The sequence below is a fragment of the Mycobacterium sp. 360MFTsu5.1 genome, from assembly GCF_000383495.1.
Classification (GTDB): Bacteria; Actinomycetota; Actinomycetes; order Mycobacteriales; family Mycobacteriaceae; genus Mycobacterium; species Mycobacterium mucogenicum_B.
Map to the genome: position 1 here is coordinate 29,763 of NZ_KB911476.1, position 16,427 is coordinate 46,189.

18 protein-coding genes are annotated in these 16,427 nt (G+C 66.9%); 7 read left to right on the plus strand and 11 right to left on the minus strand.

Annotated elements, in window-relative coordinates; all coding sequences use genetic code 11:
* Nucleotides 1–152: 152 nt before the first annotated feature.
* From H289_RS0127140 to H289_RS0127165, 6 genes are all read left to right on the plus strand, one after another.
* Nucleotides 153–1,034 carry an exodeoxyribonuclease III gene (locus H289_RS0127140; protein WP_020104007.1) on the plus strand — a complete coding sequence of 294 codons (882 nt, stop codon included), beginning with the start codon at nucleotides 153–155 and terminating at the stop codon, nucleotides 1,032–1,034.
* Between the two features lie 88 nt (nucleotides 1,035–1,122).
* Nucleotides 1,123–1,518, plus strand: a complete 396-nt coding sequence (locus H289_RS0127145; RefSeq protein ID WP_020104008.1) for a VOC family protein — start codon at nucleotides 1,123–1,125, stop codon at nucleotides 1,516–1,518.
* Between the two features lie 49 nt (nucleotides 1,519–1,567).
* Entirely contained in the window at nucleotides 1,568–1,990 is a 423-nt protein-coding gene (locus tag H289_RS0127150) for a cupin domain-containing protein (RefSeq protein WP_020104009.1), read from the plus strand.
* A gap of 135 nt (nucleotides 1,991–2,125) precedes the next feature.
* A complete protein-coding gene (locus tag H289_RS0127155; RefSeq protein WP_020104010.1) occupies nucleotides 2,126–3,478 on the plus strand; it encodes a CitMHS family transporter in 1,353 nt (450 codons plus the stop codon).
* Nucleotides 3,479–3,528: 50 nt separating this feature from the next.
* Entirely contained in the window at nucleotides 3,529–5,172 is a 1,644-nt protein-coding gene (locus H289_RS0127160) for a sensor histidine kinase (protein ID WP_020104011.1), read from the plus strand.
* Nucleotides 5,162–5,836: a response regulator gene (locus tag H289_RS0127165; RefSeq protein WP_036421679.1), complete on the plus strand. Its 675-nt coding sequence runs from the start codon at nucleotides 5,162–5,164 to the stop codon at nucleotides 5,834–5,836. Before H289_RS0127160 ends, H289_RS0127165 begins: the two co-directional genes overlap by 11 nt.
* Here the strand turns inward: H289_RS0127165 and H289_RS0127170 are convergent.
* The 11 genes from H289_RS0127170 to H289_RS0127220 form a co-directional block, all read right to left on the minus strand.
* Nucleotides 5,775–6,953, minus strand: coding sequence for a threonine synthase (locus H289_RS0127170; protein ID WP_020104013.1), 1,179 nt, complete (start codon nucleotides 6,951–6,953; stop codon nucleotides 5,775–5,777). The genes H289_RS0127165 and H289_RS0127170 overlap by 62 nt on opposite strands.
* A gap of 135 nt (nucleotides 6,954–7,088) precedes the next feature.
* On the minus strand, nucleotides 7,089–9,257 hold the full coding sequence (gene nrdE / locus H289_RS0127175) for a class 1b ribonucleoside-diphosphate reductase subunit alpha (RefSeq protein ID WP_029105814.1): 2,169 nt from the start codon (nucleotides 9,255–9,257) through the stop codon (nucleotides 7,089–7,091).
* Complete coding sequence (nrdI, locus tag H289_RS0127180) at nucleotides 9,224–9,676, minus strand: class Ib ribonucleoside-diphosphate reductase assembly flavoprotein NrdI (RefSeq protein WP_020104015.1); 453 nt, start codon at nucleotides 9,674–9,676, stop codon at nucleotides 9,224–9,226. Before nrdI ends, nrdE begins: the two co-directional genes overlap by 34 nt.
* 32 nt (nucleotides 9,677–9,708) lie before the next feature.
* Entirely contained in the window at nucleotides 9,709–9,948 is a 240-nt protein-coding gene (gene nrdH / locus H289_RS0127185; RefSeq protein WP_020104016.1) for a glutaredoxin-like protein NrdH, read from the minus strand.
* Between the two features lie 528 nt (nucleotides 9,949–10,476).
* Nucleotides 10,477–10,806, minus strand: a complete 330-nt coding sequence (locus tag H289_RS0127190; RefSeq protein WP_051128617.1) for a hypothetical protein — start codon at nucleotides 10,804–10,806, stop codon at nucleotides 10,477–10,479.
* A gap of 32 nt (nucleotides 10,807–10,838) precedes the next feature.
* Nucleotides 10,839–11,780 (minus strand): metallophosphoesterase family protein, encoded by a 942-nt coding sequence (locus H289_RS0127195; RefSeq protein WP_020104018.1) that lies wholly within the window; start codon nucleotides 11,778–11,780, stop codon nucleotides 10,839–10,841.
* Nucleotides 11,777–12,091: a cupredoxin domain-containing protein gene (locus H289_RS0127200; protein ID WP_029105817.1), complete on the minus strand. Its 315-nt coding sequence runs from the start codon at nucleotides 12,089–12,091 to the stop codon at nucleotides 11,777–11,779. The genes H289_RS0127195 and H289_RS0127200 overlap by 4 nt, the downstream gene beginning before the upstream one ends.
* 231 nt (nucleotides 12,092–12,322) lie before the next feature.
* On the minus strand, nucleotides 12,323–13,039 hold the full coding sequence (locus H289_RS0127205) for a Rieske (2Fe-2S) protein (protein ID WP_020104020.1): 717 nt from the start codon (nucleotides 13,037–13,039) through the stop codon (nucleotides 12,323–12,325).
* Nucleotides 13,036–13,581, minus strand: a complete 546-nt coding sequence (locus H289_RS0127210) for an RNA polymerase sigma factor (protein WP_029105818.1) — start codon at nucleotides 13,579–13,581, stop codon at nucleotides 13,036–13,038. Before H289_RS0127210 ends, H289_RS0127205 begins: the two co-directional genes overlap by 4 nt.
* 105 nt (nucleotides 13,582–13,686) lie before the next feature.
* The gene (locus H289_RS0127215; protein WP_020104022.1) at nucleotides 13,687–14,970 is read right to left on the minus strand and encodes a PucR family transcriptional regulator; all 1,284 of its coding nucleotides are present in this window, start codon (nucleotides 14,968–14,970) and stop codon (nucleotides 13,687–13,689) included.
* A 178-nt stretch (nucleotides 14,971–15,148) separates the two neighbouring features.
* Complete coding sequence (locus H289_RS0127220) at nucleotides 15,149–15,688, minus strand: NADPH-dependent FMN reductase (protein ID WP_020104023.1); 540 nt, start codon at nucleotides 15,686–15,688, stop codon at nucleotides 15,149–15,151.
* A gap of 162 nt (nucleotides 15,689–15,850) precedes the next feature.
* On the opposite strand from H289_RS0127220, the gene H289_RS0127225 reads away from it, so the two are divergent.
* Nucleotides 15,851–16,426, plus strand: coding sequence for a TetR/AcrR family transcriptional regulator (locus H289_RS0127225; RefSeq protein WP_051128618.1), 576 nt, complete (start codon nucleotides 15,851–15,853; stop codon nucleotides 16,424–16,426).
* Nucleotide 16,427 lies beyond the last annotated feature (1 nt).

The following is a 16,427-nucleotide window of genomic DNA, read 5'->3' on the forward strand; positions in this document are numbered from 1 at the left end:
GACGTCTTTCTGACACCGCCAACTATTCCGCGAATGACGTCTTCCCGGATTCCCCCGAACAGCGGATTCGCCGGTGGAACCGCACTCCACCGATCAGCGGACATACCGACTCCGCCGAACGGCCGCCACGGCGATCTGCTTGGGTAGACCCGATGGCTGACACACCGAACCCGCCGCTGGGCATCGCCACGTTCAACGTCAACGGGATCCGGGCGGCACGCCGCCGCGGCTTCGACGCCTGGCTCGCCGGGCGGGGACTCGACGTGGTGGCCCTGCAAGAGCTGCGCTGCCCGCCCGCGGAGGTCGGTGCGTTCGACGGCTATCACGCGGCGATCGACAGTGGCTCCATCCCGGGCCGCAACGGCGTCGCGATCCTGACGCGGGAGGCACCTTCCGACGTGCGGACCTGGGTTTCGCATCCGCCGCGCAGCCGGGGACTTGGGGCGCAAGCGCTCGAGGGCCGGTATCTCGAGGTCGACCTCACGGACGCTCCCCTCACGGTGGCGTGCCTCTACCTGCCAAAGGGCGGCCTGCCCGCGCACCTGCAGCGGCCCGGCAACATCCGCGACATTCCGGACGGCGGCGCCAAGTACGAACGGAAGATGCGTTTTCTCGGGGCGTTCTCGCGCGAGCTGAGCCGCAACCGCCGGGCGGCGCTCGCGGCGGGCCGCGAGTTCCTGCTGCTCGGCGACCTTAACGTGGCCCACCTGCCACACGATGTGACCAATTGGCGGGCCGCGCAGAAGATGGAGGGTTTCCTTCCCGAGGAACGCGCCTGGCTGGACGCACAGATCGGGCCGCGCACACTCGTCGACGTGGTCCGCACGCTGCACGGCGACCGCCCCGGGCCGCTGTCCTGGTGGAGCTGGGCCGGCGAGTCGTTCGCCAAGGACGTGGGCTGGCGCATCGATCACCACCTGGCCACGCCGCGTCTCGCGCGGACCGCCGTGTCGGTGACGGTCGACAAGGAAGCCGCACCCGGCGCGCGGCTATCCGACCACGCGCCAGTGGTCGTGCAGTACGACTTCCCCTGAACTGGCACCGATGAGTTGTGCGCGGGCCGGCTGTCTACCCCTGTGACGGCACCCGCTTCCGGGCGCCGCGGAAGACAGGAGCAGCCCGATGCACGCCATGATCTTTGTCCACCTGCCCGTCGCCGACGTCGCGCGCTCGCGGAAGTTCTTCTCAGGCCTCGGCTATTCGTTCAACGAGACCTTCAGCAGCGACAACGCGGTGACATTGGTGCTGGGCGAGAACCAGTTCGCGATGCTGACCCAACGCGACGTCTTCGACTCGCTGCACCCCGCCGAAACCGCCGACGCCTCGAAAACCAAGGAGTGCGTCGTCTGTCTGGCCGTCGAAAGTCGCCAGTGTGTGGACAAACTCGTTGACGGTGCCCTCGCGGCAGGCGCAACGGCAGGCGACACCGATGACGAGGACTTCATGTACGGCCGCAGTTACAACGACCTCGACGGCCACTCCTGGCAGATCTTCGCGATGACGCCAGTCGCCACCTAGTCCGAGAACCGCCCTCGGCGAGTGCCGCGCGTCGCTACGATTCCCCACCATGCAGTCGGCCCGTGCACACGACGACGACCTGACGGACAGCCCGATCGATCCGTCCTGGGTTGTCGACGGCCACCCGCGGGCACGATCGCGGCGCTGGCACACCAGCAGCGACTCGGCAGTCGAGTTCTACATCTGGGACTGTTCGGCGGGCACATTCGACTGGACGTTCTACTCCGAGGAGGCGGTGCACATCGTCGCCGGCGAGGTCCGAATCGGCGATCCGCAGACCGGAATCTGGCTCAGGCCCGGCGATTCCGCGGTGTTCGCCGCGGGCACCACCCACCGGTGGCACGTCCCGGACTACGTCCGAAAGCACGCCACTCTGCGTACCCCGCTCCCCAAGGCGCTCATCCGGGTCGGCCGCTTCGCGACGCGGGTGGGCCGTCGCCTCACCGCCGCCATCGGGCACGCGACGCACTAGTCACCGTCGGTGCGGGGCAGCGCACCACTGCGCGAAACGCGCAAAAGCCCGACTAATACGTACAAGCTCGCGTTGTGATGCCGGTTACAGCGACCCTTCTGAGACTGCTCCAGTCACCCCCTCAGGAGATAGCTGATGTTGGTAGCCCTCGGCCTCACCATGGTCGCCGCATTCATGGTCGTCATCATGACCAAGCGCGCCACGCCCATCGTGGCGTTGATCGCCGTCCCCGTGGTCTTCGGCCTGCTGGCCGGGGCGGGCAGCGGGATCGGAAAGATGATCACCGACGGCATCAAGGACCTGGCGCCCACCGCCGCGATGCTGTTCTTCGCGATCGTGTTCTTCGGGATCATGATCGATGTCGGGCTTTTCGATCCGGTCATCCGCACCGTGATCCGCATGGTGGATCACGATCCGGCGCGGCTGGTGGTCGGCACCGCGGTGCTCGCGGCGGTCGTCTCCCTCGACGGTGACGGTTCGACGACGTTCATCGTCACCGTCTCGGCGCTGCTACCCCTGTATCTGAAGCTGGGTGTCAGCCCGGTGGTGCTCACCGTGGTCGCCGGGTTGGCGAACGGCACCATGAACATCCTGCCGTGGGGCGGCCCGACGGCGCGTGCGGCGGCCGCACTGAAGATCTCGCCGTCCGAGGTGTTCGTCCCGATGATCCCGTCGCTGATCGCCGGAATGTTCATCGTGCTGGCATTCGCGTGGCACCTGGGAGTGCTGGAGCGCAAACGGATCGGCTCGATCGTGGTTCGCGAGCGGGTCCTGGCCGGTGTCGGTGGTGGGCCGGAACCGTCAGGCCTCGGCGGCGGTGACGCATTCGAAGGTGCCGCCGATAACTCAGGCGCGATCTCCGGTGAGTTCGCCCGACCAAAACTGCTGTGGTTCAACGCATTTGTCACCATCACGCTGCTGGCGGTGCTCACCATGGACATCCTGCCCATCCCGGTGCTCTTCATGATCGCCGCGGCGGTGGCCCTCATGGTGAACTTCCCCCAGGTGGCCGAGCAGCAAGCCGCGATCACTCGGCACTCGTCATCGATCGTGTCGGTGGTGGGCATGGTGCTCGCTGCCGCGGTGCTGACCGGAGTGTTCAAGGGCACCGGCATGGTGGAGGCGGTGGCCACCTGGGTCACCGGCATCATCCCCGAGTCGATGGGCCCGCACCTCGGCGTGATCACCGGCATTCTGTCCATCCCGTTCACGTTCCTGATGTCCAATGACGCCTTCTACTTCGGCGTCCTGCCGGTGCTCTCGGAGACCGCGGGCCACTACGGGATCAGCGCGGCCGAGATGGCGCGGGCCTCGATCACCGGACAGCCGTTCCACATGCAGAGCCCACTGGTCCCGGCGATCCTGCTGCTGGTCGCGCTGGCCGGCGTCGGCCTCGCCGATCATCACAAGAAGGTGTTGTGGCGCGCGGCGGTGGTCTCGCTGACGATGCTGGTGGTGGGCGTCGTCCTCGGCCAGATACCGCTCTGACGCGCCGATCCGCGGCCGATCCGTCGTCGACGGCGATAGCCTCGACCATCATGCCGAGGATCCGATTACGCACGCAGATCCTGATCCTGCAGATGGTGATCGTGACCGCCAGCCTGGCCGCCGGTTTCGGCATCATCATCCACCGCACCGACACCCAGACCCGAACCGAATTCGCGCGCCGCGCCCAGGCCATCGCGGAGACGGTGGCCTCGGATCAGGAGGTGCAGGCCGGCGCGGCCGCGCAATCGGCGGCGCGCCGGGCCGGCCACCCGGCCTCCGCCGCGGAGCTGGCCGCCGCCCCGCTGCAGCGGCAGGCCGCGGCCATCACCGCCCGCACCGGGGTGTTGTTCGTCGTGATCGCCGACGACGCCGGCTATCGCATCGCACATCCCGACGCGACGCAGCTGGACCGGCCGCTGAGCACCGATCCGTCCGCCGTCCTCGGTGGCGAATCCGAACTGACGGTGCAGCAGGGCACGCTCGGAGATTCGGTCCGCGCGAAGGCACCGATCCGCGGTCCGGACGGCACCGTCGTCGGCCTGGTCAGCGTCGGCGTGGCAATGGACACCGTCAATCAGGCCACCCACCGCACCCTGGTCCTCATGGTGACGTTGGTGGCGGTTGCACTGACGGTGGGCGCGATCGGCTCGGCGCTGTTGACCCGGCGGTGGCGCCGTCTCACCCTGAGCCTGGAGCCCGAGGAGATGGCCGAGCTGATCCGCGAGCAGGACGCGGTGTTGCATTCGGGTGCCGAGGGCGTCATCGCGATAGATGCGGACGGCATCGCCCGGGTGATCAACGAGCGGGCGCGGGAGTTGCTCGGCATCGCCGCTGCACCGGGGACCCCGCTCGGCGATCTGGGCCTGACTCCGCGCGTGGCCGCGGTCGCGGCGGAGCCGACGACGGTGCCGGTGGCCGCGGCCGTCAACGAACGCGTGGTGTTGGTGTCGTCGCGGCGGGTACACCGCGACGGCACCGATCTGGGCACGGTGCTGACTGCCGTGGACCGCACCGACATCGAGGCGCTCACCCGGGAACTGGACTCGGTGCAGGCGATGAGCTCGGCGCTGCGGGCACAGCGCCATGAGTCGGCGAACCGCCTGCACGTGGTGGCAGGCCTGCTCCGCGACGACCGGACCGCCGAAGCGCTGAGCTACCTCGACGAGATCACCGGGCGAGCCGGCGTGGCCCCGGTGCCGGGTCTGGAACGCCTCGACGAGCCGCATCTGCGGGCATTCGTCGGGGCGAAGGCGGCCCGTGCGCACGAGCGCGGCGTGGTGCTGCGGGTGGGCGACGAGACGGCACTCGTCGGCACACTTGCCCACCCGGTGGACACCACCACGGTGGTCGGGAACCTGCTCGACAACGCGATCGACGCGGCGGCCGAGAACGCAGCGACGGACGCGCGCGTCCCGGCCGTAGAGCTGGATCTGCTGCGCGACGGACATGATCTGGTGATCGTGGTGACGGATACCGGGCCCGGGTTCACCGTCGACGACCCCTTCCTGGAGGGCGTGACCACGCGATCTGATCCGACGGTGCCGGGCGGGCGCGGTATGGGCCTGGCCATCGCACGGCAGGTGGCACGCGGACATGGCGGGGACGTCACCATCGCCGCACGCGGCGGCACCGACGGCGAGCCGACGACGGTGCTGGCGACGATTCCGGGAGGTGTTCTGGACGATGGCGCGTGAGCTGCGAATCCTGGTGGTGGACGACGACTTTCGGGTCGCGGCGCTGCACGCCTCGGTGGTGGACTCGATGCTCGGATTGGTCACGGTCGGCTCGGCGCGAACCATCACGGAAGCCAGGACGATGTTGGCCGATGCCGACGCCGCGCAGGCACCGGTGGATCTGGCGCTGGTCGACGTCTACCTGCCGGACGGCTCCGGCATCGACCTGGTGCGCAACCTGCGCTGCGACGCATTCATTCTCGGTGCCGCCGACGATGCGGCGAGCATCCGGGCCGGGTTGGCCGCAGGTGCCCTGCACTACCTCATCAAGCCGTTCCCGAACACCGAGTTGGCGCGGCGCCTGGCCGCCTACACGGCGTATCGGCGGATCCTCGACGGCCCACACGTGACGCAGGAACAGGTGGACTCGGCGGTCTCGGCGCTGCGGTCCGAGCGGCCGGCAGCCAAGAAGGACGACGGCGCCCCGCTGACCGAACGCCTGATCGTGGACGCGCTCCGCGAGGCGGGGGAACCGTTGTTGGCAGACGAGATAGCGCAGCTGGTGGGCATCGCCCCGGCTACCGCGCGGCGCTACCTCGCGGATCTGGTGCGGGCCGGCACCCTCACGATGGGCCTGCAGTATGGCTCCGCCGGCCGCCCGCGCCAGCGTTATGCCCTGGCGTGAGAAGGTGACTGGCCTTCAGCCCAGAACCGGTGAGGACGGCGACGACCGTGTCCGCGGCACTGATCTCTCCGGCCGCCCGTAGCCGACGCAACGCGGGCACGACCTGGGCACTGGTGGGCTCGACGAACAGCCCGGCCCTGGCGAGCTCCCCCACCGCGGGCAGCAACTCGTCTTCGGGGACCGCAACGGCCGTCCCACCGGTGTCCCGGATCGCCTGCAGCACTTCGCGATCCCGCACGGGTTTGGCGATGGCCGTCCCCTCGGCGACGGTCGTCGACCATTGGTGTACGGCGACGTCGTCCCGCCCCTGTTCCATGGCCGTGACGAGCGGACAGCAATTCTGCGGCTGGCTGACGAGAATTCTTGGTACGCGGGCGATCTCGCCCGCTCGATGCAGTTCGCCGAATCCGATGGCGCAGCCGAGGACCAAGCTGCCGGCGCCGGCGGGCACAAGAACCGCTGTGGGAGCGCGGAATCCGAGGTCCTCCCACATCTCGTAGGCGATCAGTTTGATGCCTTGCAGGAAATACGGGTGCCAGTTGTGGCTCGCATAGAACGCTGTTTCGGCCCGGCGGACGGCCTCGTCGGCCACCTCCTGCCTTGTGCCGGAGATCAGTTCGATGTGCGCACCGTGCAACCGGCTCTGGACGATCTTGTTCGGCGAGGTCGCAGCCGGCACGAGGATGTGGGCTTCGATCCCCGCTGCCGCGCAGTACGCCGCGACCGAGGATCCCCCGTTACCGCTGGAATCCTCGAGCGCGCGGTCGATCCCTTGGTGACGTAGGACGGTCGTCATCACCGCGACGCCGCGGTCCTTGAAGCTGCCGGTCGGGTTCATCGACTCGACCTTCAGGCCGATGTCGATGCCGTCGAAGGTCCGGGTGATCAACGGCGTCCGACCCTCGCCCAGCGTCACCGGCTCGATGTGCGCCAAGGGATTTGGCAGCGCCGCGCGGTAGCGCCATTGCGAGTTGATCGCAGTATCGATCTGCTCGCGACCGATGCCCGGTAGCGGTTCGAAGACCAGCGGGGTGCCGTCGTCACCGCGCCAGCGGGGTTGGTCAGCGGGGTATCGCCGCCCGCTTCGGTCGACAAGGCTTGCTTCCTGCGCAGTCATCGACGCTCCCCTCTCACATGAAGCATGCCGGGCCTTCCGCGGACCGCGGGCCGCAGACACGCCAAGTTTCCAAGGTGGTCGCTGCAAAAATGCGGGCCAGGGGATTCCCCTGGCCCGCATTTTAGTTAGCTATGCTTACAACATGCAGCTGACGCAACCCTCCACCTCGGTGCCTTCCAGAGCCATCTGGCGCAGCCGGATGTAGTACAGCGTCTTGATGCCCTTGCGCCACGCGTAGATCTGAGCCTTGTTGACGTCACGCGTCGTGGCGGTGTCCTTGAAGAACAGCGTCAGCGATAGCCCTTGGTCCACATGCTGAGTAGCGGCGGCGTAGGTGTCGATGATCTTCTCGTAGCCGATCTCGTACGCGTCCTGGTAGTACTCCAGGTTGTCGTTGGTGAGGTACGGCGCCGGGTAGTAAACCCGACCGATCTTGCCTTCCTTGCGGATCTCGATCTTCGACGCGACCGGGTGGATCGAGCTCGTCGAGTGGTTGATGTACGAGATCGAGCCCGTCGGCGGGACGGCCTGCAGATTCTGGTTGTAGATGCCGTGCGCCTGCACCGACTCCTTCAGCGAACGCCAATCGTCCTGCGTCGGAATGTGAATGCCGGCGTCGGCGAAGATCTGACGGACCTTTTCGGTCTTCGGCGCCCACTCCTGCTCGGTGTACTTGTCGAAGAACTCGCCCGAGGCGTACTTCGACTTCTCGAACCCGCCGAACTTCGTACCGCGTTCGATCGCAATGCGATTCGAGGCGCGCAGCGCGTGGAACAGCACCGTGTAGAAGTAGATGTTCGTGAAGTCGATGCCCTCGTCAGAACCGTAGTGAATCCGCTCGCGGGCCAGGTAGCCGTGCAGGTTCATCTGCCCGAGGCCGATGGCGTGAGAGTCGTTGTTGCCCTGCTCGATCGACGGCACCGACCAGATGTGCGTCTGGTCCGACACCGCGGTCAAGGCGCGGATCGACACCTCGATGGTCTGCGCGAAGTCCGGCGAATCCATGGCCTTCGCGATGTTCAGCGAGCCCAGGTTGCACGAGATGTCCTTGCCGACCTTGGCGTAGGACAGGTCGTCGTTGTACAGCGACGGCGTCGAGACCTGCAGGATTTCCGAGCACAGGTTCGAGTGCGTGATCTTGCCGTCGATCGGGTTGGCCCGGTTCACCGTGTCCTCGAACATGATGTACGGGTAGCCCGACTCGAACTGCAGCTCGGCGAGGGTCTGGAAGAACTCGCGCGCCTTGATCTTCGTCTTACGGATGGCGCCGTTGTCGACCATCTCGTAGTACTTCTCGGTGACGTTCACGTCGGCGAAGGGCAGCCCATAGACCTTCTCGACGTCGTACGGCGAGAAGAGGTACATGTCCTCGTTCTTCTTCGCCAGCTCGAACGTGATGTCCGGGATGACGACACCCAGCGAGAGCGTCTTGATCCGGATCTTCTCGTCGGCGTTCTCCCGCTTGGTGTCGAGGAAGCGGTAGATGTCCGGATGGTGCGCGTGCAGGTAGACCGCACCCGCACCCTGACGGGCACCGAGCTGGTTGGCGTAGGAGAACGAGTCCTCCAGCAGCTTCATGATCGGGATGACGCCCGAAGACTGGTTCTCGATGTTCTTGATCGGTGCGCCGTGCTCGCGAATGTTGCTGAGCAGCAAGGCAACTCCACCGCCGCGCTTGGACAGCTGCAGCGCCGAGTTGATGGAGCGGCCGATGGACTCCATGTTGTCCTCGATCCGCAGCAGGAAGCACGACACGGGCTCGCCGCGCTGCTTCTTGCCCGAGTTGAGGAACGTCGGGGTGGCCGGCTGGAACCGGCCGTCGATGATCTCGTCGACCAGCTTCTCGGCCAGCTCGGTGTCACCGGCGGCCAGGGTGAGGGCCACCATGACGACGCGATCCTCGAATCGCTCCAGGTAGCGCTTGCCGTCGAAGGTCTTCAGCGTGTAGCTGGTGTAGTACTTGAACGCGCCCAGGAACGTCGGGAAACGGAACTTCTTGGCGAAGGCCCGGTCGAGCAACTGCTTGACGAAGTTGCGGCTGTACTGGTCGAGCACCTCGCGCTCGTAGTATTCCTTCTCGATCAGGTAATCGAGCTTCTCGTCCTGAGAGTGGAAGAACACCGTGTTCTGGTTCACGTGCTGCAGGAAGTACTCCCGCGCCGCGAGCACATCCTTGTCGAACTGGATCTTGCCGTCCGCGTCGTACAGGTTGAGCATCGCGTTGAGAGCGTGGTAGTCGCTCTCACCGGGCAGCGCGTGTGTGGTGGCGGCTACCGGTTCTGCAGCTGTGACGGTTGGTGGCACGAGAGTTCCTTCCAGAAGTCTTCCAGACCCTCACGAACGGCGATGACGTCGTCCGGGGTTCCCATGAGTTCAAGGCGGTAGAGGTACGGAACACCACACTTACGGGAGACCACATTGCCCGCGTAAGCGAATTCAGCACCAAAGTTGTTGTTGCCCGCGGCAATAACGCCGCGGATCAACGACCGGTTGTGTTCATTGTTGAGAAACGCGATGACCTGCTTCGGGACGTAGCCACCGTCGCTGATGTCCGGGGTGGCCCGTCCGCCGCCATAGGTCGGGAGCACCAGCACATAGGGCTCGTCGACCTCGATGCGGCCGTGCAGGGGGATTCGAGTGACACGGTCGGCCGGCCAGTCCAATTTCTGGACGAAGCGGTGGGTGTTCTCCGACACGCTGGAGAAGTAGACGAGATTGCTCACTGTTTCCTTCTCCTCCCCCGGTTGGTTGATTGCTAGGCGGTGACCGCCACGGTGCTGAGCGCCTTGATCCGGTCGGGACGGAAGCCCGACCAGTGCTCGCTGTCGGTCACGACGACCGGGGCCTGCAGGTAACCGAGCGCGAGCACGTACTCGCGAGCTTCGTCATCGATGCTGATGTCGACCTTCTCGTAAGCGATGCCCGCCTTGTCCAGCGCCTTGTAGGTGGCGTTGCACTGCACACATGCCGGCTTGGTGTACACGGTGACGGTCATCTCGGTACGACTCCTCTTCGAAGGCCTGGAAGCTGAACTGAACATGGCTGGCAACTGACGGGGTAGCGCTTTCCGCTGATATCCCCATCTGGATCAGCGGCCCGGCAACCCCTGAAATTCCCGCATCTCCGGTCGTCCCGGGCCGTTCGGTCAGCACGTCCGAGAATCCCCGTCGGACTGACTTTCCGGCCCCGGCCGACCCTCAAATTGTGGGGGCCTGTCGGTCCGTCAAACACTACACCTAGTGGGCGACAAACCGAACAGATACAAGATGTTCTGAACAACATTCGTGAAATTCCCAGGTCGTAAGGCCGAATCCGAGACACTCGCTCGGCGTGTCGCACATCACACCGGGGGGCGTGTCGCGCTCCAACTACTGGTTTAGCACCAGGCACCGACAAGTTCCGGCGGCGCGCCGTCCGCGACGCGCCGAGCTCGGCCAGACGAAAGTCGCCAGCTACGCCGATTTCCGCGCGACGGACGCCACAGCTGTGGGACCCGCGTGACGAACGTGACAAATGTGGCCTGTCACCCCCGCGTGGCGCGCACTGCCCACACCCCCGCCGCCAGTACGGCCACCGCTTCGGCGACCACACTGAGGACTGCATACGGTACCGGCTCCCAGCCCGTCTCCACGAATCCAAACAGTCCGACCGTTCGCGACAACCCGAACGCCACCAATGCCCCCGCCGACAGCAGTCCCGACGCCCATGCGAACCACTGCGGGGCGCCCACCGCCAGCAACGCGCCGACGGCACAGAACACCGCCGCCTGCACCAGGAAGCCGGTGCCGACCGTCGGGATGTGGCCGTAACCGTGCAGGTAGAGGTACGCGTGCACACCGCCGCTGACAACCATGGCCGCCGCGAGCGCCAGACGGTAGACGAGAGTCACAGCAGGGTCCGTTCTTTGAGCGCGAGCATGTGCTGACCGGCCTGGTAACTCACCTCACGGATACCGAGCGCGTCGTGCAGTTTGCCGGCCGGCAGCGTCAGCGGCTTGGGCGCCGGACCATCGCCGGGGTGCGGCAACGGATAGGCGGTGGTCGTGCCGCTGTGGAAGGTGATGTTGCCCTCGGTCTTGGAAAACACCTGGTGCACATGGCCATTGAGGCACGTCACCGATGCGAACCGCTTGAGATAGCTCAGGGCCTGGGCGGAGTCGTCGGTCCCCCAGCCCCAATCGGGATACATCGCGAACAGCGGGATGTGGCTGAACACCACGATCGGCGTATCACTCGACAGCGGGGCGACGTCCTTCTCCACGAACTCGAGCTGATCGACGCCGAGGTGGCCGAGCTTCTTGAGGTTCAGCGTGTTCACCAGCGCGATGACGTGGACGCCGGCGATGTCGAAGCTGTACCAGCCGTCGCCGCGGGTGCCCGCACCGAAGGCCTGGCGGTACTTGGCGCCGGCGTCGTCGGCCGAATCATGTTCGCCCGGAACGGTGAATACGTGCGGGGTGCGCAGTCCGGTCATCATCTGCCGGACCTGATCGAACTGCTCCGGGGTGGCCAGATGCGTCAGATCGCCCGTATGGATGACGAAATCGGGGGTGTAGCCAAGGTTGTTGACGGTGTCGATGGCGTGCGTGAACGAGCCGGCGACGTCGGTGTTGGCGGCGCCGGTGAAGCCGATGTGGCTGTCACTGACCTGAGCGAAGCGCAGCGTGGGCGGTGCCGCCGGCGCGGATGAGCTGCTGCCCGCAACGTGCGACAGCACTTCCCCACCGACCACTGACAAGCCCACAGCGGCGCCGAACCACGCCGAGTGCCGGAGCAACTGGCGACGGTTCATCTGCTGCGGGTCGCCCTGAGCCGTGTTCTCGGTCATCGGACCACCACCGTCCCGTGCATGAAGGGATGAATGCCGCAGACGTAGGTGTACGTGCCCGGCGCCGCGAAGACGTAACTGAACGTCGCTCCGGAACCCATTGTCGGAGAACGGAACTGACCACCTTCGGCGACGACGTTGTGGGGGTCTTCGTCGTGGTTGGTCCACGTCACCGCCGTTCCGGCGGGCACCGTGAGGGTGTCGGGCGCGAAGGCGAAGTTGTCGATGTTGACCGCGTTCGGCCCCGCCGGCATCGGCGCCTGGTGGCCCGGTTCGGGCGGGGACATCGTCATCGACCCCATCGACCCCATGGTGGGTCCGGAGCCGGCACCGGCTCCGCTCATCCCGGGCGTCCCGCTGACGTCGGAGCTGAAAACCGGTGTGGGTGCTGCCTTTTGCTGTGGCGCGGTCGAGGTGCATGCGGACAGGAGCAGGACTGCGCCGGTGAGCGCAACCAGGGATCGTCGCGACACGACGGGGACCTCCGTGGTCGTCGGGTACGGGTGCGCCTGCGCACCCTCACCAACAGATACGGTGGCGGGTTACACGCCTGCGGCGGGCCAACTCGGCGGAGACGGCGCGAACACCTCGATCACGCCACTCACCTCACGAACCTCGAACGTGGGCAACGGTTTCGGCGCAATCGGCAACTGATGCGTCAGCACGTGCCCGTCCGTGGCGAACGACGTGGAATGGCACGGGCAGCGCAGCCGGTTGTCGGGTCCGTCGAACCACAGCCGGCAGCCCTGATGCGTGCAGACACCAGAGATGCCCTGCACGTTCCCGTCGACCCGGCGCACGAATCCCACGACCGAGCCCAGATCGAACGGATGCACCGCCCCCTCCGACACGTCGGAGCTGTCGGCGACCTTCTGCCAGCTGCCCGCGGTCGGGACCAGCTCCTGGCTCGCGGTGTCCTGAGAGCCGGCCGCACCGCGACCCACCAACGCCCGGTCGACGGCCACCGCCGCGACCGCGGCACTGGCGGCCGCGGAGGTCCCGACGATCACCTGGCGGCGATTGGCACGCAACCAGCCGGGCTTCGGTGCCGCCGCGTCGTCGCCGTCGAACTGTGCGGCGAGCCTGCCCTGCAGGTCAGCGAGGAACTGCGGCCGCGGCTCGTCGGCGCCGGGCCGGGCCGCCTGCAGGTCGATCGCCGTTCGCATCTGCGCCGCGTCGAAATCGTCGGGCGTGAATCCCGACGGCTTGCGCCCGCGCAGCAGATCGTCGAGGTACCGGCGCAACCCCCGCGCGTTCATGGCTCGCCCTTCTCGTTGATCTGTGCCGCCAGCCGTAATGCCCGGTGTTGCAACACCTTTGCGTTGGCGACGCTGACACCGAGCTCCGCTGCGGACTCCTTGATCGACTTGGTCTGGAGAAATCGCAGCTCCAGTATGCGTCGATAATTGTCCGGCAGGGCGTCCAACACCGCGGCGACACGATCCGGTGCGGTGCTGATGGACTCTTCGGCTTCCGGTGGCGCCTCGATATCGAGGTCGATGCAGGTGATCTCCCGCCCCATCGTCTCGCGCCAGTGCGCGGCGAGCACCGTGCGCGCGGTACTCCGCAGATAGGACCGCACCTCGGCGGCACTGGCCGTCAGCCGCAACGGCCGCAGCGCGGCGAGAAACACCTCGGCGGTGAGGTCCTCGGCGTCGGCCTGATTGCCGACCCGCGCGTAGATCGTGCGGTACACCCACGTCGCGTTGTCCTGGTAGACGGATTCCCAGTCGGGATACCGGGAATCCGACGAGACCACGCGCAGTGGGGTCCGGTGCACAGGGTCACGCTGCGCAGACACATTGGCCCCGTCTCATCGGTGCGGCCCGGCACACCCCGGGACCACTTCGACAAGTAGATAGCCGCCGGGGTTACACCAGGCCGACGCAGGCGTCATCAGCCGTCATCACCCGCCGTCATCCACCGGGTCCAGCAGCCGGTCACCGAACAGACTGCAGAGCAGCAGCGCGACCTCCACGTCGAGCCGGTCGTCCTCGATGGGCCGGCCCCGGCGTTCGATCGCCCGCTGCACCCGGTACTTCACCGAGTTGGTGTGCAGGTGCAGTTCCTCGGCCGCGGCCTTGTTGCTGCCGCCCGCCTTGAGGAAGGCCTGCAGCGTCTCTCGGAGGCGCTGGTCCCCGTCTGTCGAACAGGCCAGTGGGCCAAGCACTTCCGTGGCCCACGCCGACAGTGCCTCGACGTTGGACCCCAGCAGTGCGGCGAGCGCGATGCCACGGTGGCCGAACGCGGTGAACCGGCGCCGCTGCGACCCCGATGCCACCGCGACGACGCGGGCGTCCTCGGCCTGCCGGTGTGACAGCCGGAATCCGGCCACGCCGGACTGCGGCGTGCCGGCGGCCACGTACGGCCCGTCGGCCGGCACCAGACTCCCCAGCCAGGTCACCGCCTCCCCGATCACTGCCGCGGGAACCGCGACCCAGGCCCACGCCGTCGCGCGATCGACCGAGATGAACAGCGGCGAGTCTGCCGCGCCGATCGACGCGGCGAACTGCTGGATCAGCCGCTCCATCTCGGCCAGCCGGTCCTCGGAGTCGTCGCACCACAGCACCACCGCGAGATGGGTGCGCTGTAACGGATACCGGATCGCCACCGTCGCGGCGTCGACATCGACGTCGCCGCCGGCCAGCAGCTCGCGAATCTCCGTGATGCGTACGCTGTTTCGGTTCTCCAGCCAGCTCTCCCGAGCCTGTTGGTACACCTCGACGACCTCTTGGGAGATCCTGTCGATGTAGTTGAACGAGATCGTCGACATCACGTCGAAGACGTCCAACGCGAGCTGTGGATCGAGGTCAGCGGCCCGGACCTCATCCAGAACCTCTTTCAGTACCGCCTGGTGACCGAGCCGGTACGACCGGACCAGCACGTTGGCCGAGATGTCGCGCTGCGCCAACCGGCGGGCATGCTCGAGCGCGGCCGCGGGGGCGTGCAACAGGTCGATGGCGATACCGTGCCGGGCCGCGGCGAAGAACGCATCGATATTCGCCGAGACCGAATCGGCCAGCACCTGCTGGAGTTGCTCTTCGTCGCGCAGTTCGCGGATATCGGCCACCAGCAGCTCCGAGACCGAGCGCGTGATGTCGGTGAGCCGAGCGTCCAATCGGGTGCCGATTCCGGCCACCGCGTGCGTCAACGCATCACCCGCGCCAGTGCGGTCTGCGCCACCGGCCACGTTAACTGCCTGTTTTCCCGGCCACCCCCAAACCGTAGTTCGTCGTCAGTCCGTTTGTGCCCGAAGGACGACAGCTGCCGGATATTTCGTCGGCCGGCGCTCAGCGGCCACACAGCGTCAAGGGCCGCCGATATCCGTTGCGGATACCGGCGGCCCTTGACGCTCAGTCGAGTTGCGTTCAGCCGACTTCGGCGGCCAGCTTGGCGACCACGCCACGCACGCTGTCGACCACCTCGGCCGCCTCGCGCGGGTGCTTGCCGTCGAACGCCGATGCCGGCAGGGACAGCTTGACGTCGACGACATCCGCGCCGGCGATGCCGAACGACTTGCGGCTCTCGTCGTGTGCCCACACCCCGCCGTACTGGCCGAGCGCGGTACCGATGACCGCCAGCGGCTTGCCGGCGACGGCGCCGGAGCCGTACGGGCGCGACAGCCAGTCGATAGCGTTCTTCAGGACGGCCGGAATGGTGCCGTTGTACTCGGGGGTCACAGCCAGGATGGCGTCGGCGTCGCCCGCGATCTGACGCAGCGCGACGACCGCCTCGGAAACCGAGTCGTTGTCGATGTCTTCGTTGTAGAACGGCAGGTCGCCGAGACCGTCCGCCACACGTACCGTCACGCCTTCCGGCGCCGATTCGACCGCCACCTCGGCGAGCTGACGGTTCAGCGAGGCCGAACGCAAGCTGCCGACCAGGACCAGGACCTTGGTATCTGCCATTTTCTTTCCCCTAGCTTGTCTCTTCGGACGGTTCCGGCGAACCGATCCTCGCACGAGTCAACCGGACTACGGTCCGATTCATTCCGCCTGAGTTAAAGTTTTTTCATGAGCGACGGGGTGGCGCAACTGCGGCCCACGAACCTGCCCCTGGCGGGTCTGCCGATGAGTCCGGCTGCGCCGGTCGAGCGCGGGGATGCAGCGCGCAACCGGCTCCTCCTTCTCGACGCGGCCCGCCGGCTCATCGCCGCGCGCGGCTCGGACGCCGTCACCATGGACGACATCGCGGCCGAGGCCGGCGTCGGCAAGGGCACCCTATTTCGCCGGTTCGGCAGCCGCGCCGGCCTCATGCTCGTACTCCTCGACGAGGACGAGCAGGTCGAGCAGAACGCCATGATGTTCGGCCCACCTCCGCTGGGTCCCGGTGCCCCGCCGCTGGAACGACTGCTCGCCTACGGTCGTGACCGGCTGCAGTTCGCCTGGCAGCACCGCGCCTTGCTCTCCGACGCCGGGCGTGATCCGCAGAGCCGCTTCGGGGCCGCGGCCGCTGTCCACCGCACCCACGTCCGGATGCTGCTGCACACCGCCGGCACCACGGGAGACCTGGACGCCCAGACCGATGCCCTGCTGGCCCTGCTCGACGCCGACTACATCAGCCACCAGCTCGACGATCTGGGTCACAGCCTGCAGGCGCAGGGCGATGCGTGGGAAAGCGTGGCGCGCAAGCTTTGCGGGACCTGAG